Source organism: Streptomyces sp. NBC_01214, from assembly GCF_026340975.1.
Classification (GTDB): Bacteria; Actinomycetota; Actinomycetes; order Streptomycetales; family Streptomycetaceae; genus Streptomyces.
Window position 1 is genome coordinate 586732 of the sequence record NZ_JAPEOS010000001.1, and the last position, 21312, is coordinate 608043.

General features: G+C 71.2%; 17 protein-coding genes and 6 tRNA genes. 15 read left to right on the forward strand and 8 right to left on the reverse strand.

The genetic code is table 11. The annotated features are described in order from the left end of the window. Positions 1-73: 73 nt before the first annotated feature. Together OG594_RS02935 and OG594_RS02940 are read right to left on the reverse strand one after the other, a co-directional pair. Entirely contained in the window at positions 74-337 is a 264-nt protein-coding gene (locus tag OG594_RS02935; RefSeq protein WP_150261950.1) for a DUF3073 domain-containing protein, read from the reverse strand. A 291-nt stretch (positions 338-628) separates the two neighbouring features. After that, positions 629-1738, reverse strand: a complete 1110-nt coding sequence (locus OG594_RS02940) for a Glu/Leu/Phe/Val dehydrogenase dimerization domain-containing protein (RefSeq protein WP_314243460.1) — start codon at positions 1736-1738, stop codon at positions 629-631. Positions 1739-1965: 227 nt separating this feature from the next. Here OG594_RS02940 and OG594_RS02945 point away from each other — a divergent pair, with 227 nt between their 5' ends. Together OG594_RS02945 and bldC are read left to right on the forward strand one after the other, a co-directional pair. Beyond that, positions 1966-2820, forward strand: coding sequence for a hypothetical protein (locus tag OG594_RS02945; protein WP_266594924.1), 855 nt, complete (start codon positions 1966-1968; stop codon positions 2818-2820). 567 nt (positions 2821-3387) lie between these two features. After that, the gene (gene bldC, locus OG594_RS02950) at positions 3388-3594 is read left to right on the forward strand and encodes a developmental transcriptional regulator BldC (RefSeq protein ID WP_003949541.1); all 207 of its coding nucleotides are present in this window, start codon (positions 3388-3390) and stop codon (positions 3592-3594) included. A 670-nt stretch (positions 3595-4264) separates the two neighbouring features. On the opposite strand, the gene OG594_RS02955 is transcribed toward bldC, so the two are convergent. Next, positions 4265-4338: transfer RNA gene (locus OG594_RS02955), tRNA-Asp, on the reverse strand. Positions 4339-4443: 105 nt separating this feature from the next. Next, positions 4444-8391, reverse strand: a complete 3948-nt coding sequence (gene hrpA / locus OG594_RS02960; protein ID WP_266594925.1) for an ATP-dependent RNA helicase HrpA — start codon at positions 8389-8391, stop codon at positions 4444-4446. A 111-nt stretch (positions 8392-8502) separates the two neighbouring features. On the opposite strand from hrpA, the gene OG594_RS02965 reads away from it, so the two are divergent. The 3 genes from OG594_RS02965 (at position 8503) to OG594_RS02975 (ending at position 10806) form a co-directional block, all read left to right on the forward strand. Then, entirely contained in the window at positions 8503-9000 is a 498-nt protein-coding gene (locus OG594_RS02965) for a hypothetical protein (protein WP_266594926.1), read from the forward strand. A 199-nt stretch (positions 9001-9199) separates the two neighbouring features. Then, positions 9200-9964 carry a thioredoxin domain-containing protein gene (locus OG594_RS02970; protein ID WP_266594927.1) on the forward strand — a complete coding sequence of 255 codons (765 nt, stop codon included), beginning with the start codon at positions 9200-9202 and terminating at the stop codon, positions 9962-9964. Continuing rightward, positions 9961-10806, forward strand: coding sequence for a cytochrome c biogenesis CcdA family protein (locus OG594_RS02975; RefSeq protein ID WP_266594928.1), 846 nt, complete (start codon positions 9961-9963; stop codon positions 10804-10806). Before OG594_RS02970 ends, OG594_RS02975 begins: the two co-directional genes overlap by 4 nt. Positions 10807-10844: 38 nt before the next feature. Here the strand turns inward: OG594_RS02975 and OG594_RS02980 are convergent. The 3 genes from OG594_RS02980 to OG594_RS02990 form a co-directional block, all read right to left on the reverse strand. Next, positions 10845-10921 (reverse strand) — tRNA-Phe (locus OG594_RS02980). Positions 10922-10943: 22 nt separating this feature from the next. After that, a tRNA-Asp gene (locus OG594_RS02985) sits at positions 10944-11017 on the reverse strand. A gap of 39 nt (positions 11018-11056) precedes the next feature. Beyond that, positions 11057-11129: transfer RNA gene (locus tag OG594_RS02990), tRNA-Glu, on the reverse strand. A gap of 103 nt (positions 11130-11232) precedes the next feature. Between OG594_RS02990 and OG594_RS02995 the strand changes: the two genes are divergently transcribed. The 10 genes from OG594_RS02995 (at position 11233) to OG594_RS03040 (ending at position 19892) form a co-directional block, all read left to right on the forward strand. Then, positions 11233-11583 (forward strand): metallopeptidase family protein, encoded by a 351-nt coding sequence (locus OG594_RS02995; RefSeq protein ID WP_030012899.1) that lies wholly within the window; start codon positions 11233-11235, stop codon positions 11581-11583. Between the two features lie 65 nt (positions 11584-11648). Continuing rightward, the gene (locus OG594_RS03000) at positions 11649-12164 is read left to right on the forward strand and encodes a CrcB family protein (RefSeq protein ID WP_266602546.1); all 516 of its coding nucleotides are present in this window, start codon (positions 11649-11651) and stop codon (positions 12162-12164) included. Further along, positions 12161-12535, forward strand: coding sequence for a fluoride efflux transporter CrcB (crcB, locus tag OG594_RS03005; protein WP_266594929.1), 375 nt, complete (start codon positions 12161-12163; stop codon positions 12533-12535). The genes OG594_RS03000 and crcB overlap by 4 nt, the downstream gene beginning before the upstream one ends. A gap of 124 nt (positions 12536-12659) precedes the next feature. Beyond that, positions 12660-13205 (forward strand): hypothetical protein, encoded by a 546-nt coding sequence (locus tag OG594_RS03010; protein WP_266594930.1) that lies wholly within the window; start codon positions 12660-12662, stop codon positions 13203-13205. Between the two features lie 278 nt (positions 13206-13483). Continuing rightward, positions 13484-15853, forward strand: coding sequence for a DEAD/DEAH box helicase (locus tag OG594_RS03015; RefSeq protein ID WP_266594931.1), 2370 nt, complete (start codon positions 13484-13486; stop codon positions 15851-15853). A 218-nt stretch (positions 15854-16071) separates the two neighbouring features. Continuing rightward, positions 16072-16144: transfer RNA gene (locus OG594_RS03020), tRNA-Lys, on the forward strand. Between the two features lie 373 nt (positions 16145-16517). Beyond that, entirely contained in the window at positions 16518-17030 is a 513-nt protein-coding gene (locus OG594_RS03025; protein ID WP_266594932.1) for a GNAT family N-acetyltransferase, read from the forward strand. 82 nt (positions 17031-17112) lie between these two features. Then, positions 17113-17186 (forward strand) — tRNA-Met (locus OG594_RS03030). Positions 17187-17437: 251 nt separating this feature from the next. Continuing rightward, positions 17438-18556, forward strand: a complete 1119-nt coding sequence (locus tag OG594_RS03035; RefSeq protein ID WP_266594933.1) for a PP2C family protein-serine/threonine phosphatase — start codon at positions 17438-17440, stop codon at positions 18554-18556. Positions 18557-18857: 301 nt separating this feature from the next. Then, entirely contained in the window at positions 18858-19892 is a 1035-nt protein-coding gene (locus OG594_RS03040; protein ID WP_266594934.1) for a M23 family metallopeptidase, read from the forward strand. Here OG594_RS03040 and OG594_RS03045 read toward each other — a convergent pair. Beyond that, complete coding sequence (locus OG594_RS03045) at positions 19801-21282, reverse strand: PrsW family glutamic-type intramembrane protease (RefSeq protein ID WP_323185159.1); 1482 nt, start codon at positions 21280-21282, stop codon at positions 19801-19803. The two genes, OG594_RS03040 and OG594_RS03045, sit on opposite strands and share 92 nt — an antisense overlap. Between the last annotated feature and the right edge of the window lie 30 nt (positions 21283-21312).

Below are 21312 nucleotides of genomic sequence, written 5' to 3' on the forward strand. Positions count from 1 at the left end.
TGAAACCCGGCCCGGGGCGATGCCCTGGACCGGGTTTCAGTCTTTTTGTCTGTCGTGCAGACGCCTCAGGGCGTCAAGCGCCGCGACGCTGTGACGACGGCCCGGACTCTTCGTCCTCGTCGTCGTCATCCGTGTTGTAGAGGTCCGCGTACCGAGCGTACGGGTCGTCCTCGTCCAGCTCGTCGTCGTCTACCTCGACCGGCTCGCTGACAGGCAGCGGTTCTACGGTCGATGCGCCCAGCTCGTTGGCCAGACGCGAGAGGTCAGTCCCGCCGCTGCTGTACTTCAGCTGGCGGGCGACCTTCGTCTGCTTGGCCTTTGCCCGGCCGCGCCCCATGGCTCGACCCCCTCGGTGACGGGGCTCGACGGCCCCAGAGTCTGACACGCGTTCATGGTTCGGAGCGGGCTCTCCGTGGAGAGACCGTCCGTAGGGGTTTAACGGTACCTGCTTCCGCGGCCATACGGTACGCCGCCCGCATGACGCGCCCCGGTGCAGAACCAACAAGGCGCCCCGTCCTCGCTGGTCAGCTGCGATTTTAACCTTTTCCTGGCGGGCGACCCGCCGAAGTGCAGTGAGTTCCGTCTCGCCGCACCCCGGCGGGCGCACCCGGAAGCCCCCGGGAAGGGCCTAGACGGCGCGCGCGGCGCGGCCGTCGGCCATCCGCTGCTCGGCGATCCGGTCGGCCGCAGCGGCCGGCGGAATGCCGTCCGCCTTCGCACGAGCAAAGATCTCCAGCGTGGTGTCGAAGATCTTCGTGGCCTTGGCCTTGCAGCGGTCGAAGTCGAAGCCGCGCAGCTCGTCGGCGACCTGGATGACACCGCCCGCGTTGACCACGTAGTCGGGCGCGTAGAGGATCCCGCGGTCCGAGAGGTCCTTCTCGATGCCCGGGTGGGCGAGCTGGTTGTTCGCCGCGCCGCAGACGATCGTCGCGGTGAGCGCCGGGACGGTCTCGTCGTTCAGGGCGCCGCCGAGCGCGCAGGGGGCGTAGATGTCCAGGCCCTCGGTGCGGATCAGCGCGTCCGTGTCGGCGACGGCGGTGACTTTGCCGGGGTGCTTGTCCAGGATCCGGCGGACGGACTCTTCCCGCACGTCCGTGATCACGACCTCGGCGCCGTCCTCCAGCAGGTGCTCGACCAGGTAGTGGCCGACCTTGCCGACACCGGCCACGCCGACCTTGCGACCGCGCAGGGTCGGGTCGCCCCACAGGTGCTGGGCGCTGGCGCGCATGCCCTGGAAGACGCCGAAGGCGGTGAGGACCGAGGAGTCGCCCGCGCCGCCGTTCTCGGGGGAGCGGCCGGTCGCCCAGCGGGTCTCGCGGGCCACGACGTCCATGTCGGCCACGTAGGTGCCGACGTCGCAGGCGGTCACGTAGCGGCCGCCGAGGGATTCCACGAACCGGCCGTAGGCCTGGAGCAGTTCCTCGCTCTTGAGGACGTCCGGGTCACCGATGATCACGGCCTTGCCGCCGCCGAGGTCGAGACCGGCGAGGGCGTTCTTGTACGACATGCCGCGCGAGAGGTTCAGCGCGTCGAGGACGGCCTCCTCGTCGGAGGCGTACGCGTGGAAGCGCGTACCGCCGAGGGCGGGGCCCAGGGCGGTGGAGTGGATGGCGATGACGGCCTTCAGGCCGGTGGCGCGGTCCTGGCACAGCACGACTTGCTCGTGGCCGCCCTGCTCCGTACGGAACAGGGTGTGCAGGACGCCGTCGGTCATTTCGGTCACGGTGGTGACTCCCATGGAAGAGATGCGGCGGAAAGACGCCCGCCCTGCGGGTGGGGGAGGGCGTGCTGGGAGCAGAGTAAGACCTGGGAGCCGCCCGTAGGTGACCTGTCCGAGGATCGAAACACTCCCGTGGTGCGAGGGGGTGTTTTGCCGGTCGGGCCCGGGCTGATCGGCAAGACGCCCCCTGGGTGCGGGGGCGCCCCGGAGGTGAACCCGACCCCGCGGAGGGGCAGTACGAGAGCGTGAGCGAATCCTCCGATCTCCCGCTGCCGTCCGCGCGCTCGGCGCCGACCGTCCCGTACGCCTCCTACCTGCGCGTCTACGAGCCCCTGGCGGCCTTCGCCGAGCCGGAGCGCACGCACTGGGCCGACTACGCCCGGCGCGGGGCGACCCCGACCGCCCAGGACGAACTGCGCCGGTCACTGTCGGACTTGGTGCGGGTGCCGCTGGTGGGGGTGCCGTCCCACGAGAGCGCGGACGCCTTCACCGCGGTGGTCGACGGGGTGCTGCTGGTCTGCCCGTGGCGCACCCGGCTCCGCGGCTGGCTGGCCCTCCAGGAACTCGTCGAGTGGTTCCCGCGTTCGGTGCTGGACGCCGCCCTCCCGCCGGGAGCGCGCCGCCGGGCGGCCGAGGACTACGAGCGCTGGCGCGAACGGAACCCGGACGCGCGCCCCTGGATCCGTACCGGGGTGTGGCAGGTTCCGCTGCGCTGGTTCGTGTTGGTGGCGGACGAGGAGCGGGAGCACGTGCCGGGCGAGCGGCTGCGCTACCGCACGCCGATGGTCCAGGCCCGGCGGCGGCTCGCCCGCGCGCTGCGGACCCTGCGGGACGCGGAGGGGTACGGGGTGCTCGCCGACGGACTGGTGGAGGTGGGGAGCTGGCTGGAGGAGTTCCACCCGCGCTCGATGGTCGAGCTGGACTACGCGGGGCTGCTGCACGCGCTGCCGGCGGACCGGCTGGCGGCCGACCGCTCGGCCGGGGACCTCGCGGCGGGCATCGCGGCCCTGCGGGCCGGGGACGTGCAGGGCGCGACCGAGGTCTACGAGGAGTTGGCGGAGCGATGGCGGGCGGTCCGGGAGCGGCTTTTCGCGAATTAGGCCGAAAGGTGCCTGTGTGGCTGGTTTCACCCAGGAGGGGTTAGTGCGTATCGTCCGGTATCGGTCGATCAGCCAATACTGGCTGATCAGAGGCTTGATCATGGCATTTGGGACGTAGTGCCAGGACCTACGTCCCGATACGGGCCATTGGCCCAAGCGTGACGGACCGCACTAACTACACCCTTGCGCCCTTCCCCTACCCTCGTGCCAAAATAGGACAAGGAGTCCGGGGAGGGTTCCTTCCGCCCAACTAAGGGCGGAATGCTCGGCATTGCACTCTACGGGGGGTCTGACGACTCCTGATCGCTCTGTGACTGATCGTCACAGTGGGGTGACTGTCCGTTATGGGACGGTCCATCGGCTTCCGCCGCTGATGAACACCTCGGAGGGCAATTCCGTCGGTTTGGCCGTCGAGGCTGGACGGATGGTGTAGTTGTAGTGCCGAGGACAAGCCGTTCGTCCTATAACCGACTCGGCCCGCGTATGTCCATTTCGGGCAACGCGGGCCAAGGTGCAGAATTTAGAGGAAAGAACCGAGATGGTTCGGTTCTCCCGAGGAGGCCGCTCATGACCGCTCGCACCCCTGATGCCGAGCCGCTGCTGACCCCGGCTGAGGTTGCCACGATGTTCCGCGTGGACCCGAAGACGGTCACCCGCTGGGCCAAGGCTGGCAAGCTCACGTCCATCCGCACCCTGGGTGGACACCGCCGGTACCGCGAGGCCGAGGTTCGCGCACTGCTCGCGGGAATTCCGCAGCAGCGCAGCGAGGCCTGAGGTCGCGTAAACACCCCGCTTTAACGGGTTTATATCGGGTCCCCCAATCCGATGAAACCCACATAGCTTCATACGGTCGGGCCTGCCCCAACAGGTTCAAGGCCGTTCGATCGCGCTGGACTCCGCCGGGTCCAGCGCGATCTTTTTATGCCCAGGTCAGGGCGGTCTTGAGCGCGCACCGGAGCACCGGCGGGGTAGGTGCCATTGCACATATTCTATCGAGCAGGCGTATGGGTGCGATAAAAGTACGAGTCTCAAAAACTCATCCGGTGACTCCCGTCACAGATGATCACTCTTGTATATCCGGTATTGCACCCCGTAAAGGGGACCCGCAGCGCGAGGCGCATCATGCGAAGGGGGGATTCCGGGTGACGGTCGGCCCGGGAAGGCCCCGGAGGGGCGCCGGAAGGGCTGCGGAAGGGGTTCGGAGGGGCCGGAGCGGGTTCAGAGGGGCCGCGGAGAGGCCGGGGCGGGTCCGGGACGGGTCCGGAGGGGGCCCGGGGCGCGCTCGCGGACGCCCCGTAGGCGCTGCGGACGTGACCCGGAGGTGCCCACGGGCACCACGGCCGCTCCACGGCCCCCTGGCGGCCTCCAAGGCCGCCAGGGCGGTGTCACCCGCCAACGCGTCAGGGCCCGTATCCCCAGAGGGATACGGGCCCTGACGTTTCTGCGAACCTGACGGGACTTGAACCCGCGACCTCCACCTTGACAGGGTGGCGAGCTAACCAACTGCTCCACAGGTCCTTGATTTGCGGCCGCTCGGCGGCTGCGAATCAGACTGTACCGCAGCTCAGGGGGTGCAGTCGAACCGGACCACGGAGCCGGTCAGGGAGCCGGTCACCGAGCCGGTCATGGAGCCGCCGCATCCACCGCCTTCACGATCCGCTTGTCGGAGATCGGGTACGCCGTCCCGAGCGCGTGCGCGAAGTAACTGACGCGCAGTTCCTCGATCATCCAGCGGATGTCGGTGACCGCGGACGGGACCGGCCGCCCCTTCGGCAACTGCTCCAGCAGCCAGGCGTACTCGTCCTGCATCTCGTGGACCTTCTCCATGCGCGTCGTGTCGCGCTGGACGCCCGTGGGCATCTGCTGGAGCCGCCGGTCCACCGCCACCAGGTAGCGCATCAGGTCCGCCAGTCGGCGCAGCCCCGTGAGCGTCACGAAGCCGGCCGGCACGAGGGCCGCCAGCTGCGTCTTGACGTCCTGGATGTTCGCGACCAGCGCCAGGCTGCCCGTGGCCTTCAGGCGGCGCTCGCAGGCCTGCCATGCGGCCAGCACCTGCTGAACCTGGCTCACCGTGCGCACGGTCGTGTCCACCAGGTCGGCGCGGACGGCCTCGTAGAGCTTCCGGAAGCCCGCCTCGTCCCACGCGGGGCCGCCGTGGTCGGCGATCAGCTTGTCGGTCGCCGCGGTCGCGCAGTCGTCGAAGAGCGCCTGGATGGAACCGTGCGGGTTCCTGGACAGGGCCAGCTTCTGCTGGTTGGTCAGGTGGTCCGAGGCGAACTTCGCCGGGTTCACCGGGATGTTCAGCAGGATGAGCCGCCGGGTGCCCAGCCACATGGCCCGCTGCTGCTCGGCCTCGGTGTCGAAGAGCCGTACGGAGACGGTCGAGCCCTCGTCCACCAGCGCCGGGTACGCCTTCACCGGCTGGCCCGCACGCCGGGTCTCGAAGACCTTGGTCAGCGTGCCGATCGTCCAGTCGGTCAGCCCGGTCCGCTCCACCGACTCCCCGCCCGCCCGCTCGGCGGTGGCCGCGGCGGCCTTGGAGAGGGCCTGGCGGGCCTTCGGCTTCAGCCTCAGGCGCAGGGCCTCCAGGTCCTTGTCCTCGGCGAGGTTCTTGCGGCGCTCGTCGACGATCCGGAAGGTGATCTTCAGGTGGTCCGGGATCCGGGTGAGGTCGAAGTCCTCGGCCGAGACCGGGACCCCCACCATCCGCTGGAGCTCGCGCGCCAGGGTGACCGGCAGCGGCTCCTGCTGGGGCACCGCCGTGTCCAGGAAGCGGCCGGCGAAGTTCGGCGCGGGCACGTAGTGCCGGCGGATCGGTTTCGGCAGCGAGCGGATCAGCTCGGTGACGACCTCCTCGCGCAGGCCCGGGATCTGCCAGTCGAAACCCTCGTCGGTGACCTGGTTCAGCACCTGGAGCGGGATGTGGACGGTCACGCCGTCGGCGTCCGCGCCCGGTTCGAACTGGTAGGTCACGCGGAACTTCAGCTGACCCTGACGCCAGGAGTCCGGGTAGTCGGCCTTGGTGACCCCGGCCGCCTTCTCGGTCAGCAGCATCTCGCGCTCGAAGTCGAGGAGTTCGGGCTCCTCGCGCTTCTTGTGCTTCCACCAGGAGTCGAAGTGCGCCCCCGACACCACGTGGGCGGGGATCTTCTGGTCGTAGAAGTCGAAGAGCGTCTCGTCGTCCACCACGATGTCGCGGCGCCGGGCCCGGTTCTCCAGCTCCTCCACCTCGGTGAGGAGCTTGCGGTTGTCGGCGTAGAACTTGTGGTGGGTGCGCCAGTCGCCCTCGACCAGCGCGTTGCGGATGAACAGCTCGCGCGAGACCTCGGCGTCGATCCGGCCGTAGTTGATCTTCCGCTGGGCCACGATCGGTACGCCGTACAGCGTGACCTTCTCGTACGCCATCACGGCCGCCTGGTCCTTCTCCCAGTGCGGCTCGCTGTACGTGCGCTTGACCAGGTGCTGCGCCAGCGGCTCCACCCACTCGGGCTCCACCTTGGCGTTCACCCGGGCCCACAGCCGCGAGGTCTCCACCAGTTCGGCCGACATCACGAACTTCGGCTGCTTCTTGAAGAGCGAGGATCCCGGGAAGATCGCGAACTTGGCGCTGCGGGCACCGAGGTACTCGTTCTTGTCGGTGTCCTTGAGCCCGATGTGCGAGAGCAGGCCGGCCAGCAGCGAGACGTGGACGACCTGCTCCGGGGCGTCGGCCTCGTTGACGTGGATGCCCATGCCCTTGGCGACCGTGCGCAGCTGGGAGTAGATGTCCTGCCACTCGCGGATCCGCAGGAAGTTCAGGTACTCCTGCTTGCACATCCGGCGGAAGGAGGACGAGCCGCGCTCCTTTTGCTGCTCGCGGATGTAGCGCCACATGTTGAGGAAGGACAGGAAGTCGCTGGTCTCGTCCTTGAAGCGGGCGTGGTTCTGGTCGGCCTGGGTCTGCTTGTCCGAGGGCCGCTCGCGCGGGTCCTGGATGGACAGGGCCGCCGCGATGACCATGACCTCGCGGACGCAGTTGTTCTTGTCGGCCTCGATGACCATGCGGGCCAGGCGCGGGTCCACCGGGAGCTGGGAGAGCTGGCGGCCCATCTGGGTCAGGCGCTGCCCCTTCTTCCCCTCCGGGGAGGACTTCTCGCCCGTCTCGAGCGCGCCGAGCTCCTGGAGGAGCTGCACGCCGTCGCGGATGTTGCGGTGGTCCGGCGGGTCGATGAAGGGGAACTTCTCGATCTCGCCGAGTCCGGCCGCGGTCATCTGGAGGATGACGGAGGCCAGGTTCGTCCGCAGGATCTCGGCGTCGGTGAACTCGGGACGCGCGTCGAAGTCGGCCTCGGAGTACAGCCGGATGCAGATGCCGTCGCTGGTACGGCCGCAGCGGCCCTTGCGCTGGTTGGCGCTGGCCTGCGAGATCCGCTCGATCGGCAGGCGCTGGACCTTGGTGCGGTGGCTGTAGCGGGAGATCCGGGCGGTGCCCGGGTCGATCACGTACTTGATGCCGGGGACGGTGAGGGAGGTCTCGGCGACGTTGGTGGCGAGGACGATCCGGCGGCCGGTGTGCTGCTGGAAGACGCGGTGCTGTTCGGCGTGCGAGAGGCGTGCGTAGAGGGGGAGGACCTCAGTGAAGCGCAGATTCCGCTTGTTGAGGGCGTCCGCCGTGTCGCGGATCTCGCGCTCGCCGGAGAGGAAGACCAGGATGTCGCCCGGCCCCTCGGACTGGAGCTCGTCCACGGCCTCGCAGATCGCGGTGATCTGGTCCCGGTCGGAGTCGTCGCCGTCCTCGGCGTCCTCTTCCAGGAGCGGCCGGTAGCGCACCTCCACCGGATACGTGCGCCCGCTGACCTCGACGATCGGCGCCTCGCCGAAGTGCCGGGAGAAGCGCTCGGGGTCGATGGTCGCCGAGGTGATGACGACCTTGAGGTCGGGACGCTTGGGCAACAGCGTGGCCAGGTAGCCCAGCAGGAAGTCGATGTTCAGCGACCGCTCGTGGGCCTCGTCGATGATGATCGTGTCGTAGGCGCGCAGCTCGCGGTCCGTCTGGATCTCGGCGAGCAGGATGCCGTCCGTCATCAGCTTTACGAAGGTCGCGTCCTGGTCCACCTGGTCGGTGAAGCGGACCTTCCAGCCGACGGTCTGACCGATCTCGGACCTCAGCTCCTCGGCGATGCGCTCCGCGACCGTGCGGGCGGCGATCCGGCGGGGCTGGGTGTGCCCGATCATGCCCCGGACGCCGCGGCCCAGCTCCATGCAGATCTTGGGGATCTGCGTGGTCTTGCCGGACCCGGTCTCGCCCGCGACGATCACGACCTGGTGGTCGCGTATCGCCTCGGCGATCTCGTCCTTCTTCTGGCTGACGGGGAGGTTCTCTGGATACGTGACCTCCGGCATCCGCGAGGCACGGCCGGCCAGTCGCTCGGCGGCCTTGGTGGCCTCCGCTGCGATCTCGTCGAGCACGGCCTGCTTGGCCTCGGGCTTGCGGATACGGCGGGCGCCTTCGAGGCGGCGGCCGAGGCGGTGCGCGTCACGGAGGGAGATCTCACCGAGAAGCGTCTGCAGGGCGGCGAAGGAAGTAGACATACCTGATCGAGGATCTCACCTGGGCCCTCCGGGTGGCGAACGCATTTGTCGGGTGGACCCGTACCATTTCGGGACGAGTCCGTCGGTCGTACGAGTGAGAGGCAGCCCACCTTGTCCCGCCCCCGTCACGTCTGGCGCCTGCTAGGCGTCGTCCTGGCGGTGCTCCTGGGCTGCGCGGCCGCCCCGACACCCCAAACGACCTCGCCCCCGGCTCCGGCTTTGGCCCCGGCCCCGGCGGCGGACTCGACCTCGGCCCGTACTCCCGCTTCGGCCCCGGCCCCGGCTTCCGCCGTGGACTCGGCCCCGGCTCTGGCTCCCACTTCGGCCTCCGCTCTGGCCTCGGTCACGGCTTCGGCCCTGGCCTCGGTTTCCGCCCTGGCCCCGGCCGCCGGCGATGCCGGGGGGCCCGCCTGCGCGCCGGTGGGCCCCGAGCGCGGCGGTGTCCCCGCCGTCCCCGCGCGCGCCTTCGGTGAGCACGCCCAGGTCCCGCCGGTCCGGGCGGTGCCCGAGGAGGCCGGTCCGGCCGCGGCCGTGCCCGTACGGACTCCCGTACGCGGCCCCGACCGCCCGGCCCCCGACCGGCTGGAGCTCTGCGTGATGCGGGTCTAGGCCGTCTCCTCCGGATCTTGCCTGACCCGTGCCGGCCGGCACCGCACCTCATCCCCCGGACTCCGTCCGGGGCGACCCCCGGGTTGGCGGGGCACCGGACGCCGCGGGCCTCACCGGCAAGATCCGAAACAGACGACCCAGACGGGACCGGTCCCACCGGTCCCGTCCCGCCCGCCCGCCCCAGCACCGGAGCACCCGCATGCCCTCTTCCAAGACGCCCAAGAAGACCTCCACCAAGAAGTCCTCCGCGAAGCCCCTGCTGATCTCCGCCGGGGTGGCCCTCGCCGCGATCACCCTCGGCCTCGTCTCCTGGCAGGCCACCGCTCCCGCCGAGACCGCTTCGGCCGGTTCCGGCGACGGTTCCGGTTCCGGCGCCGCCGCCGCGCCCCGGACCGACCCCGCCGCCGAGCTCAAGGCACTGGCCCGGCGCGAGTCCGGCGACAAGCTCGCGGTCGGCCGCGCCGACGCGCCCGTCGTGCTCATCGAGTACTCCGACTTCAAGTGCGGCTACTGCGGCAAGTTCGCCCGGGACACCGAGCCCGAACTGGTGAAGAAGTACGTCGAAGACGGCACCCTGCGCATCGAGTGGCGCAACTTCCCGATCTTCGGCGCCGAGTCCGAGGCCGCCGCCAAGGCCGCCTGGGCGGCCGGGCAGCAGGACCGCTTCGACGCCTTCCACGCCGCCGCCTACGCCGGCGGCTCGAAGGAGAAGGGCTTCGCCGAGCCCCGGCTCGTGGAGCTGGCCCGGGAGGCCGGGGTGCCCGATCTGGAGCGCTTCAAGGCGGACATGACCGGCGAGCAGGCCGCGGCGGCCCTGAAGAAGGACCAGGAGGAGGGCTACCGCATCGGCGTCACCTCCACCCCGTCCTTCCTGCTGAACGGCAAGCCCATCGCCGGTGCCCAGCCGCTCGACACCTTCACCGCCGCCATCGCACGGGCGAAGGCCGAGGCGGCGAAGCAGTGACCGACATCGGATACCTGGCCGCCCTGCTGGGCGGCCTCCTCGCGCTGCTCAGCCCCTGCAGCGCCCTACTGCTGCCGGCCTTCTTCGCGTACTCCATCGACTCCACCTCGCGGCTCCTGGCGCGTACCGGGATCTTCTACGCGGGCCTCGCGAGCACCCTGGTACCGCTGGGGGCGGCCGGCTCGTACGCCGGGCGGTTCTTCCACGGCAACCGCGACCAGCTCGTCCTCGCCGGCGGCTGGCTGATCATCGCGCTCGGCCTCGCGCAGATCCTGGGCCTCGGCTTCGCCCCGAAGCGGATCTCGGAGCTGTCGGGCCGGATCCGGCCGACCACCGCCCTGTCGGTGTACGCGCTCGGCGCGGTCTACGGGCTGGCCGGCTTCTGCGCCGGCCCGATCCTGGGCAGCGTCCTGACGGTCGCGGCGGTCAGCGGCAGCCCCGTCTACGGCGGCCTGCTGCTCGCGGTCTACGCCCTGGGGATGGCCGTACCGCTGTTCGTACTGGCGCTGCTGTGGGAGCGGTTCGACCTGGGCGGGCGGCGCTGGCTGCGCGGGCGGGCCCTGCGCGTCGGCCGCTTCGAGCTGCACACCACCTCGCTGCTGTCCGGGCTGTTCTTCATCACCCTGGGCGTGCTGTTCCTCGTCTACGACGGGGCGAGCGCGCTGCCGGGGCTGCTGGACGTGGACGACTCGTTCGCCGTGGAGCAGCGGGTCCGCTCGCTGGCCGACGCGGTTCCGGACGGGGCGCTGCTCGGGCTGATCGCCGCCGGGGCGGCGGCCGTCGGCGTGGTGCAGTGGCGCCGCAGGGAGCGGGCGGCGGCGGCCGAGACCGAAGGGGAGTAACCACAGAAGGCCCCGTCCGATGGACGGGGCCTTCTTGATGGTGGCTGGGGCCGGGGTCGAACCGGCGACCTATCGCTTTTCAGGCGATCGCTCGTACCAACTGAGCTACCCAGCCACGAAACCGTTTCCGGCTTCAGCGATCCTGACGGGACTTGAACCCGCGACCTCCACCTTGACAGGGTGGCGAGCTAACCAACTGCTCCACAGGACCTTGCAGTGTGCGAGAACAAGTCTTGCACACAGTAATGCGTACCCCCAACGGGATTCGAACCCGTGCTACCGCCTTGAAAGGGCGGCGTCCTGGGCCACTAGACGATGAGGGCTAAAGGCCCGCCGGGCACTTCTCAGCGCGTCGGGGACGTGAGAAGCATATGGGATCCGGGGAGCTATCGCCAAAACGGTTTCCCCCGGAGCGACAATGGCCGGGTGCTGGAGATGACGCGCGAGGAGTTCGAAGAGCTCGTCGCAGAGGCCCTGGACCGGATCCCGCCGGAGCTGACGCGGCTGATGGACAACGTGGCGGTGTTCGTCGAGGACGAGCCGCCCGCCGACGACCCCGAGCTGCTCGGTCTGTACGAGGGGACTCCGCTGACGGACCGCGGCGAGTGGTACGCCGGGGTGCTGCCGGACCGGATCACGATCTACCGCAATCCCACGTTGCGCATGTGCGAGGACCGGGAGAGCGTGGTCGCGGAGACGGAGGTCACCGTGGTGCACGAGATCGCCCACCACTTCGGGATCGACGACGAGCGGCTGCACGCGCTGGGGTACGGGTGACCTCGCCGACCCCGGCCCCGGTTCCGGGTGACGGGGCGGAGCGGGCGGCGCAGGCGGCGGAGGCGATCGATCCGGACGTCGACCTGCACGTACCCGCACAGCGCGCCGAGCCGCAGGGCCGGGTGCTCGCGGCGGTGGCGGCGGGCGGCGCGGTCGGGGGCGCGGCGCGGTACGGGATCTCCCTGCTGTGGCCGGCCGGGCCCGGGGCCTTCCCGTGGGCGACCCTGTGGATCAACACCTCCGGCAGCGCGCTGATCGGCGTGCTCATGGTGCTGATCAGCGAGGCCGGCCGGACGGCCCCGCATCCGCTGTTGCGGCCCTTCGTCGGGGTCGGCGTGCTCGGCGGCTTCACCACCTTCTCCACCTACGCGGTGGACTTCTCGAGGCTCCTGGACGAGGGGGAAACGGGGACCGCCCTGGCCTACGGCGGGCTCACGGTGGTGGCGGCGCTCGGCGCGGTGTGGACGGCGGCCACGGCGACCCGGCTCGTGGTCGGCGGTCGCGGGCCAGGACGCGGGACCGGACACGGGACCGGACGCGGGCCCGGACGCGGGCCCGGACGCGGGCGCGTTCCGCGGTGAACTGGCTGCTCGTGGTGGTGGGCGCGGCCGTCGGCGCGCCGCTGCGCTACCTGCTGGACCGTGCGGTGCAGGCGCGGCACGACTCCCTCTTCCCCTGGGGGACCTTCGTGGTCAACGCGGTCGCCTGCCTGGTGCTCGGGGCGCTGGCCGGGGCGGCGTTGGCGGGGGCCGCCTCCTCGCGGCTGCAGTTGCTGCTCGGGACCGGGTTGTGCGGGGCGCTCAGCACGTATTCGACCTTCTCGTACGAGACGCTGCGGCTGGCCGAGCGCGGTCGGGGGTTCCTGGCCGCGGCGAACGTGGGGATGTCGGTGCTGGTCGGGCTCGGCGCGGTGCACCTCGGGTCGCAGGTGGCGCGGCAGCTCTTCGGCTGAGGGGTTCGGCCCGGGCTCCGGCCCGGGTGTTCGTCGGAGGGCGTGTCCCTTACGGGTCAAAGGGAGTTGGGCACATTGACCCGCTCATGCGGAATGTTCACCCTCAGGCTCCGGAGGTGCCCCCGTGCGCCAGTTGTCCGCTTCCCTCCGACTGGCCGTCACCGCGCTCGCGGTCGCGGCAACGGCCGGCTGCATGAGTGTCGGTGAGGACGCGGCGAAGCCCGGGCCCTCCGCTCCGGGGGACCGCCGCAGCGGCGCCGAGGCGGGCGCGGGGACCGCCGCCGGACGGGGCTCCGGGGTCCGCGGCAATGGGCACGGCGCGAAGGACGGTACGGGGAGCCAGGACGGCAAGCACAAGGAGGACGGCAAGGCCTCCGGTGCGACCGGGGCCTCGCCGAGCCCGGGCGCGCCGACCGGTCGGCCGGGGGTGCCCGCGCCGTCAGTGGGACCGGGCGGCGGCGCGGGCGGGCAGGGCCCGCAGCAACCCACCACGGGCGGGTCGGGCGGGTCGGGCGGTGGATCCGGTGGCTCGGGCGGTTCGGCCGGCGGGCAGCAGTCGGCGAGCCCGACCCCGGTGCCCCCGGCCACGACTCCCCCTGTGACGGAACCCACGTCGCCGCCGCCGAGTCCGCAGCCGGAGCCGACCACCCCGCCGGTCCCCGAGCTCTAGGCCCGGCGGGCGCCCGGCCGGGTCCGGCGGGGCCCGGTCCGGTACCGATGTCGGAGGCGTCTTTGCAGGTCAGGGACGTTTCTGCGGGAGCGACTTGCCAGACCCCGGGGAGGGTGCGTATGGTTATAGATCGTTTGATCCCATTGCCCGGCGCCGAATCCGAAGAGCGCCGTGTGGCGCGTACTCTCCCTAGCCGTGGCTGACCGCATTGAGGCGGTCGATTTGCGATTCACGGAGTTTGGGCGCGTGCCGAGACTCCGGAAGGTTTCGCATTTCGCATGTCCATTTCCAGCTCTGACCGTTCCGTCATGCCCGAGAACGACTCCAACGAGATGATCGACGCCGAGGCCCTCGTGGTCACCGAGGCGATCGAGGCCGCTGAGGCCAACGAGATCATCGAGGCTCTTGAGGCCGACGTGAACACCGACGGGTCCTTCGAGGACTCGACCACCGACTTCGACGACGACACCGACGCGGACGCTGACGCTGACGCGGAGCCCTCGATCACCTTCGGCGACCTCGGTCTCCCCGAGGGCGTCGTGCGCAAGCTCGCGCAGAACGGCGTCACCTCCCCCTTCCCGATCCAGGCCGCGACCATCCCGGACGCCCTGGCCGGCAAGGACATCCTCGGCCGTGGCCGCACCGGCTCCGGCAAGACCCTCTCCTTCGGTCTGCCGACCCTGGCGCAGCTCGCCGGCGGTTTCACCGAGAAGAAGAAGCCCCGCGCCATCATCCTCACGCCGACGCGTGAGCTCGCGATGCAGGTCGCGGACGCCCTCCAGCCGTACGGCGACGTGCTCGGCCTGAAGATGAAGGTCGTCTGCGGCGGTACCTCCATGAGCAACCAGATCTACGCCCTGGAGCGCGGTGTCGACGTCCTCGTCGCCACCCCGGGCCGTCTGCGCGACATCATCAACCGCGGCGCCTGCTCCCTGGAGAACGTCCAGGTCGCGGTCCTCGACGAGGCCGACCAGATGGCCGACCTGGGCTTCCTGCCCGAGGTCACCGAGCTGCTCGACCAGATCCCCGGCGGCGGCCAGCGCATGCTCTTCTCCGCCACCATGGAGAACGAGATCGGCACCCTGGTCAAGCGCTACCTGTCCAACCCCGTCACGCACGAGGTCGACAGCGCGCAGGGCAACGTCACGACCATGACGCACCACGTCCTCGTCGTGAAGCCGAAGGACAAGGCGCCGGTCACGGCCGCCATCGCCGCCCGCAAGGGCCGCACCATCATCTTCGTCCGCACCCAGCTGGGCGCCGACCGCATCGCCGAGCAGCTCGTCGAGGCCGGCGTGAAGGCCGACGCGCTGCACGGCGGCATGACGCAGGGTGCCCGTACCCGCGTCCTCGCCGACTTCAAGGACGGCTACGTCAACGCGCTCGTCGCCACCGACGTCGCCGCCCGCGGTATCCACGTCGACGGCATCGACCTGGTCCTGAACGTGGACCCGGCCGGCGACCACAAGGACTACCTGCACCGCTCGGGCCGTACCGCCCGCGCCGGCAAGTCCGGTGTCGTGGTCTCCCTCGCGCTGCCGCACCAGCGTCGCCAGATCTTCCGCCTGATGGAGGACGCGGGCGTCGACGCCTCGCGTCACATCGTCCAGGGCGCCGGCGCCTTCGAGCCGGAGGTCGCCGAGATCACCGGTGCCCGTTCGCTGACCGAGGTCCAGGCCGACTCCGCGAACAACGCCGCCAAGCAGGCCGAGCGTGAGGTCGCCGAGCTGACCAAGCAGCTCGAGCGCCTGTCGCGGCGTGCCGTGGAGCTGCGCGAGGAGGCCGATCGCCTCGTCGCCCGCTCCGCCCGTGAGCGCGGCGAGGACCCGGAGGCCGCTGTCGCCGAGGTGGCCGAGGCCGCCGAGGCCGAGGTCGCGGCTGCTGCCGCCGCCGCTGCCGCCGAGATCGCGGCGCAGGAGCGCCGCGAGGAGCACCGCGCCCAGCGCGACGACCGTGGCAACTTCGAGCGTCGCGACAACCGTGGCGGCGACCGTGGCGGCGACCGTGGTGGCTTCCGCCGCGACGACCGCGGTGACCGCGGTGGCCGTCCGTCGGGTGGCTTCAACCGTGATGACCGTGGTGGCGACCGTGGTGGTTTCCGCCGCGACGACCGTCCGTCGGGTGGCTTCCGCTCCGGTGGCGACCGTCCGTCCGGTGGTGGTTTCCGTCGTGACGACCGTCCGTCGGGTGGCTTCAACCGTGATGACCGTGGTGGCGACCGTGGTGGTTTCCGCCGCGACGACCGTCCGTCGGGTGGCTTCCGCTCCGGTGGCGACCGTCCGTCCGGTGGTGGCTTCCGTCGTGACGACCGTCCGTCGGGTGGCTTCAACCGTGATGACCGTGGTGGCGACCGTGGTGGCTTCCGCCGCGACGACCGTCCCTCCGGCGGCTTCAACCGTGACGACCGCTCCTCGGGCGGCTTCAACCGCGACGACCGCTCTTCCGGTGGCTTCCGCTCCGGTGGCGGCGACCGCCCGTTCAACCGCGACCGTCGTGACGACCGTCCGGCCGGCGGCTTCCGCTCCGGCGGCGGCGACCGCCCGTACGGCCGCCGTGACGACCACCGTCCGTCCGGTTCCGGTTCCGGTTCCACCGGCGGCTTCGGCGGCCGCCGCGACGACAAGCCGCGCTGGAAGCGCAACGGCTGATCGCAGTTGAGCTGAACCCCTGAGAAAGGGCCCGTACGACGCCTAGGTGTCGTACGGGCCCTTTCCTCGCTCCAGGGAACTGATGGTGCGTAACGCCCCTCCGGGGGCCGGCCCGAGCCCCTACCGAGCCCCACCGCACCGGCGGCGACAGGCCGGCCGGCGGATACCCGATCGGCTGACCGGCGCGGTCCGGCTATGCTCTGGGGTGAGCACCTGGAGGGCCATTAGCTCAATTGGCAGAGCAGCGGACTTTTAATCCGTTGGTTGTCGGTTCGAGTCCGACATGGCCTACCGCTCGCAGGCAGCGGGGTTGACCCGCCTGACCTGCTTCTCAGCGCCTCACCCGGCTTCGGCCGGGTGGGGCGCTGAGGCATTTCCGGGCCCGGGCGTGGGCGGACGTCCCGTCTCCCGGAGCCCCGCGGTCGGAGACGGGCACTCTGACCCGGCACGCGCACGTGACCGGGGCGAAGCCGGTGGTGGCGTGCACCGTCAACCCGGCCCGCCCGACCGCCGCGGGCCCGTGCCCGCCCGTACCCGCTCGCGCCCGCTGAAGTGACGCAGCCGTTGCCTGAGTTCGGGCACGCGCTCCCCGCACTGCTCCGTCGCTTCGCCGTACCGCTAAATCCGGTGACCCCGCAGGCCGGTGAGGGTAGCGTCGCCGACCATGACGCCCGTACTCCGTACCGAACGCCTCGTCCTCGACCCGTACGTTCCCGAGGACGAGGAAGGTTTCGTCGCGCTCTTCCAGGACGCCCGGGTGTCCCGGTGGATGGGGGACGGTCCCACGTCCGAGGCCGAGGACCGGGCGCTCTTCGGGCGGGTCTTCACCAAGGTCTACGCCGAGGACCTCTTCGACGTGTGGGCCGTGCGCCGGGACGGCCGGCTGGTCGGGCACGCCGAGATCAAGCGGACCGACGAGGTCGACGGCCACGAGATCATCTACGCCCTGGCCCCCGAGGCCTGGGGAGCGGGCCTCGGTACCGAGATCGCCGAGGCGGTCGTCGCATACGGCTTCGGCGCCCTCGGCCTGACCGAGGTGCACGCCACCGTCGCCGATGCCAATGCCGCCTCCCTGGTCCTGCTGGAGCGCATCGGCTTCGCCCACGTCCGGGACGTGCGGGAGGACGACGGGAGCACCACCCGGGTGCTGACCCGCCGCCGGGATCCCGTCGCCTGACGGCCGTACGCGGTACGCGAAGGGCCCTGACGCCTCATTGGTAAAGGGCCCTCCCCGGATGGCGTACAGTTGTGTTTACCGACGCGGGGTGGAGCAGCTCGGTAGCTCGCTGGGCTCATAACCCAGAGGTCGCAGGTTCAAATCCTGTCCCCGCTACTCAGTACGAAGGCCCGGTTCCTCTTGAGGAACCGGGCCTTCGTCGTGTTCCGGCCCGCCGGGCCCCTTCTGCCGCCCCGTCACCCGTCCGGCTGCCGTCAGGTCGCCGCACGGATCTCCTGCCGCCAGCCTTGAGGGGCGAGGAGGCGGCGGGCCCGACCCGTGCGGCGGACCGGGCGGCAGGAGAGCACGTGGTGGGGCTGGGCCGGCAGGGCAACGGCGGTGGGCGCGCGGACGGGAGCAGGAGCGGTGTGACCCCTCGCGTGGTCCGGGTGCTGCCGGTCGCGCTGATCGCCCTCGGAATGGTCTTCGACGTGCTGACCCCGCCCAGCTTCACGGGGTCCCCGTTCTTCACGGCGGCCCCGCTGATCGCCGCCCCGCTGTTCACCCTCTGGGCCACCGCCCTGACCGGCTCGCTGGCCGTGTTCGCGGTGTTCGTGCTGCACCTCCTCAACGGCTCCAGCTGGAAGGTCGAGGCGCTGACCGAGCTGGTGACCGTACTGACCGTCGCCGGGTTGGCGCTCCTGATCAACCGCATGGTGCGGCGCAGCGGCGAGCGGCTCGCCTCGGCGCGCGGGATCGCCGAGGCGGCGCAGCGGGCGGTGCTGCCGAAGCCCGCCGAGCGCATCGGGGGGTTGCACGTCTCCGCCTGGTACGAGGCCGCGCAGGCGGACGCCTTCATCGGCGGCGACCTGTACGCGGTCCAGGACACCCCGTACGGAGTGCGGCTGGCGGTCGGCGACGTACGGGGCAAGGGGCTGGGGGCGGTGGAGGCCGTCGCGGTGGTCCTCGGGGCGTTCCGGGAGGCGGCGGACACCGAGCCCACGCTGGAGGAGCTGGCGCAGCGGCTGGAGCGGGCGCTGGCCCGGGAGGGCACCCGGCGCGACAGCCTGGACGTGGTGGAGGGGTTCACGACGTGCGTGCTCGGGGAGATCCCGCCGGGCACGGGTGTGCTGAGGCTGCTCAACCGGGGCCACCCCGAGCCGCTGCTGCTGCACGCCGACGGCCAGCTGGCGGTCCTCGCCCCGGCGGAGCCGGCCCTGCCGCTCGGCATGGGGGAGCTGGGCGGCTGGCCGGACCGGGTGCAGGAGTGGGCCTTCCCGGCGGGGACCACCCTGCTCCTCTACACGGACGGGCTGACCGAGGCCCGGGACGGGGCGGGGGACTTCTACGATCCGGCGGACCGGCTGCGCGGGCGGATCTTCCCCGGACCGCAGGCGCTGCTCAGCGCGCTCAGCAGCGATGTGCGCCGGCATACGGGCGGCGGGGCGACGGACGACATGGCGCTGCTCGCGGTGGGCCGACCGGGGGAGCGGGAGCCGGAGCGGCGGCGGACCGTGCCGGTGGTGCCCCGCGGCGACGCGATGTGACGGTGGGTAGTCGAGGGGGTGCTCTCCGCAAGGGGATTGGCGGACCGTCATTTTCGGCCTGTGGCTGAAGAGGTGGGGGAGGTCTTTGGTTATCACCTCAATTGAGGTGATTTGCTGGAGAAAGGGATGGCCAAAGGTCGTCGGTGCGTGGCTGATTGGTCGGAACGATCAAGCGGGGCAGCTTGGAATCACTCCCCTACGTCTATTACCTTTCGATAACGCAGTGCGGTCGTCCCAGCCGTCGCAAGAGACGGCACCGTGCGCGCGCGCGTCCCCGCGCGTCGATGAGGAGCGTGCCCTGGTGGCCTCCAACTTGCCTGCCCCTGAAGGCATCGAGATCCAGGAGTCGCCCACCGCGGGTGCCTGGGGCGAGTGGAATCCCACCGAGGATTCGGTGCGGCCGGTCCGCGGCAAGCACCGGGTCGCCAAGCAGCGCGGGGGACTTGCCCGCAGCTCCACCGTGCTCGGCGTCGGTGTCATCGCGGCGGTCGGCGCCGGCGGCATCGCCACGGCACAGGACCGGCCCCAGGTCGCGATATCCCTGCCGGCGCTGCCCGACATGATGACCGGGAACAAGGCCCAGCAGGAGGACGGCGGTTCCGGACCGGCGGCCTCGACGGGCGAGCGGACGGGGATCATCGCGCAGCAGTCCGCCCAGGGCGCGGACGCGGGCGAGGCGTTGCGCAACCGCATCCTCCAGCAGGCCGAGGCCCAGCAGGGCGCCGCTGAAGCGACCGCCCGGGCGGAGGCCGAGCGGGCCGCGCAGCAGGCTGCCGCCCAGGAGGCCAAGGAGAAGCTGGAGGAGGCCCGCAAGGCCGCCGAGGAAGCGAAGACGCAGGCGGAGGTGAAGGCCAAGGAAGAGGCCGAGGCGAAGGCTGCGGAAGCGGCGGCGGCTGCGGCTGCGGCCAAGGCCGAGCAGGAGCGCGTCGCCAAGCCGTCCGGCAGCTACTCCCTGCCCACCTCCGCCTACACCCTCACCTCGCACTACGGGGCCTCCGGCTCCATGTGGTCCTCCGGCCACCACACCGGCCTCGACTTCGCGGCCCCGACCGGCACCCCGGTCAAGGCCGTGGCCGCCGGAAAGATCACCTCGGCCGGCTGGTCCGGCGCGTACGGCTACCGGATCGTGCTGGAGCTCCCGGACGGCACGGAGATCTGGTACTGCCACCTCTCCTCGATGTCGGTGACCTCAGGCGCCGTCGGCGCCGGCGAGACCATCGGCCGCGTCGGCGCCACCGGCAACGTCACCGGACCTCATCTCCACCTGGAAGTACGCAAGGGCGGATCGACGCAGGACCCGCTGGCGTGGCTGAACTCCAAGGGCCTGAACGTCTGAGACCCGGCTCCCGGGCCGTTCCCGGAGTTGCTCCCGGGGCCGGTTCCAGGGTCGGCCCCGGGCCCGTTCCCCGGGTCGGCCCCGGGCCCGTTCCCCGGATCGGGTCCGGCGCGCCACGGTCCTGGTCCGCCCGCCGCGGCCCGGGTACGTCCGTCCGTGCGGCCGCCGGGTCCGGGTCCGGTTCCGGGTCCAGAGGGTCGAACCACGGTGGAACCAGCTCCTCCATGACCGCCGCCCGGGCCAGTGCGGGACCCGCCGTCGCCCGGGACTGCCAGAGCCGGTGCAGCAACTCCAGCTCCCGGCCCGCGAAATCCCGCTCCCGCACGGGGCCGCCGCGGCGCGCCCGGTTCCGTAGGAGGGCCAGGGCCGCCGCGTCCGCCTCGTAGCGGGCGACCGTGCGTCCGGCCGCCCGGCCCCCGCTGCGCCGGGCCAGGGCGCGGGCCAGCGACCGGGCCGGCATCGAAGCCAGGGCCGGGACCTCGGCCGCACCGAGCCAGCCCGCGGCCGCGTACAGCGCGAGTTCACCCTCGACGGCCCGCAACCGGTTGCGCCGTATCCGCACCGCCAGCCACACCAGCAGCCCGAACACCGGGACCATCACGCAGCTGTAGACCACGTAGAACCCGTGCTCCCCGAACTGCGAGGAGCCGTTCCACAGCGCGTGCATGCCCATGGCCAGCGCCAGGCCGAGCAGCGGCAGGAAGATCCTGCGCGAGCGGCGGGCACTGACGGCGGCCACGCCGAAGCCCAGCCCGGTGAGCACGGTGAACAGCGGGTGCGCGAACGGCGACAGCACTATCCGCACGAAGAAGGTCGCCATCGTCACCGATTCGAGCACGCCGCTGCGGTCGGCCAGGTCCTCCACGAAGGCGTTGCCGAGGTAGAGGATGTTCTCGGTGAAGGCGAAGCCGGTGGCGGTGAAGCCGGCCACCACGAACCCGTCGGCGGGGCCGGTGAAATGGCGTCTTCGGAACGAGAACACCAGCAGCAGGGCGGCCGCCTTGGCGCTCTCCTCCACCACCGGGGCGATGGCCACCGAGCCGAGGTGATCGGCGGCGGAGGCGTCGGTGGTGGCCGCGGCTATCCACTCGGTGGCGAAGTTGTTGGCCAGTATCGCGATCAGCGCCGCGGTGCAGGCACCCCAGCCGAAGCAGAACAGCAGCTGAGACCAGGGCGCGGGCGCGGCCCGGCCCAGCCACCGGAAGGCCGCCATGAGCGGCGGCACCGGTAGCAGGGCCAGACCGAGACCGACGAAGAAGCCCGAGGTGCCGGTCTGTTCCCGCACGAGTTCGAGGATGGCGACCCCGGTCGCGGCGAGCAGGGCGAGGAGCACGCACGTGCGGACCGTGCCGGACGGACGTGGGAGCACGAGTTGGAGCGCTCGGTACACACCATGACCCTAGCGATCCGGTCTGACACG

Excerpts from the sequence above, each read along its gene's own strand:
- OG594_RS02935 (WP_150261950.1), bottom strand. The coding sequence starts at position 337 with ATGGGGCGCGGCCGGGCAAAGGCCAAGCAGACGAAGGTCGCCCGCCAG.
- OG594_RS02940 (WP_314243460.1), bottom strand. The coding sequence starts at position 1,738 with ATGGGAGTCACCACCGTGACCGAAATGACCGACGGCGTCCTGCACACC.
- bldC (WP_003949541.1), top strand. The coding sequence starts at position 3,388 with ATGACCGCTCGCACCCCTGATGCCGAGCCGCTGCTGACCCCGGCTGAG.
- hrpA (WP_266594925.1), bottom strand. The coding sequence starts at position 8,391 with ATGTCTACTTCCTTCGCCGCCCTGCAGACGCTTCTCGGTGAGATCTCC.
- OG594_RS02970 (WP_266594927.1), top strand. The coding sequence starts at position 9,200 with ATGCCCTCTTCCAAGACGCCCAAGAAGACCTCCACCAAGAAGTCCTCC.
- OG594_RS03015 (WP_266594931.1), top strand. The coding sequence starts at position 13,484 with ATGTCCATTTCCAGCTCTGACCGTTCCGTCATGCCCGAGAACGACTCC.
- OG594_RS03025 (WP_266594932.1), top strand. The coding sequence starts at position 16,518 with ATGACGCCCGTACTCCGTACCGAACGCCTCGTCCTCGACCCGTACGTT.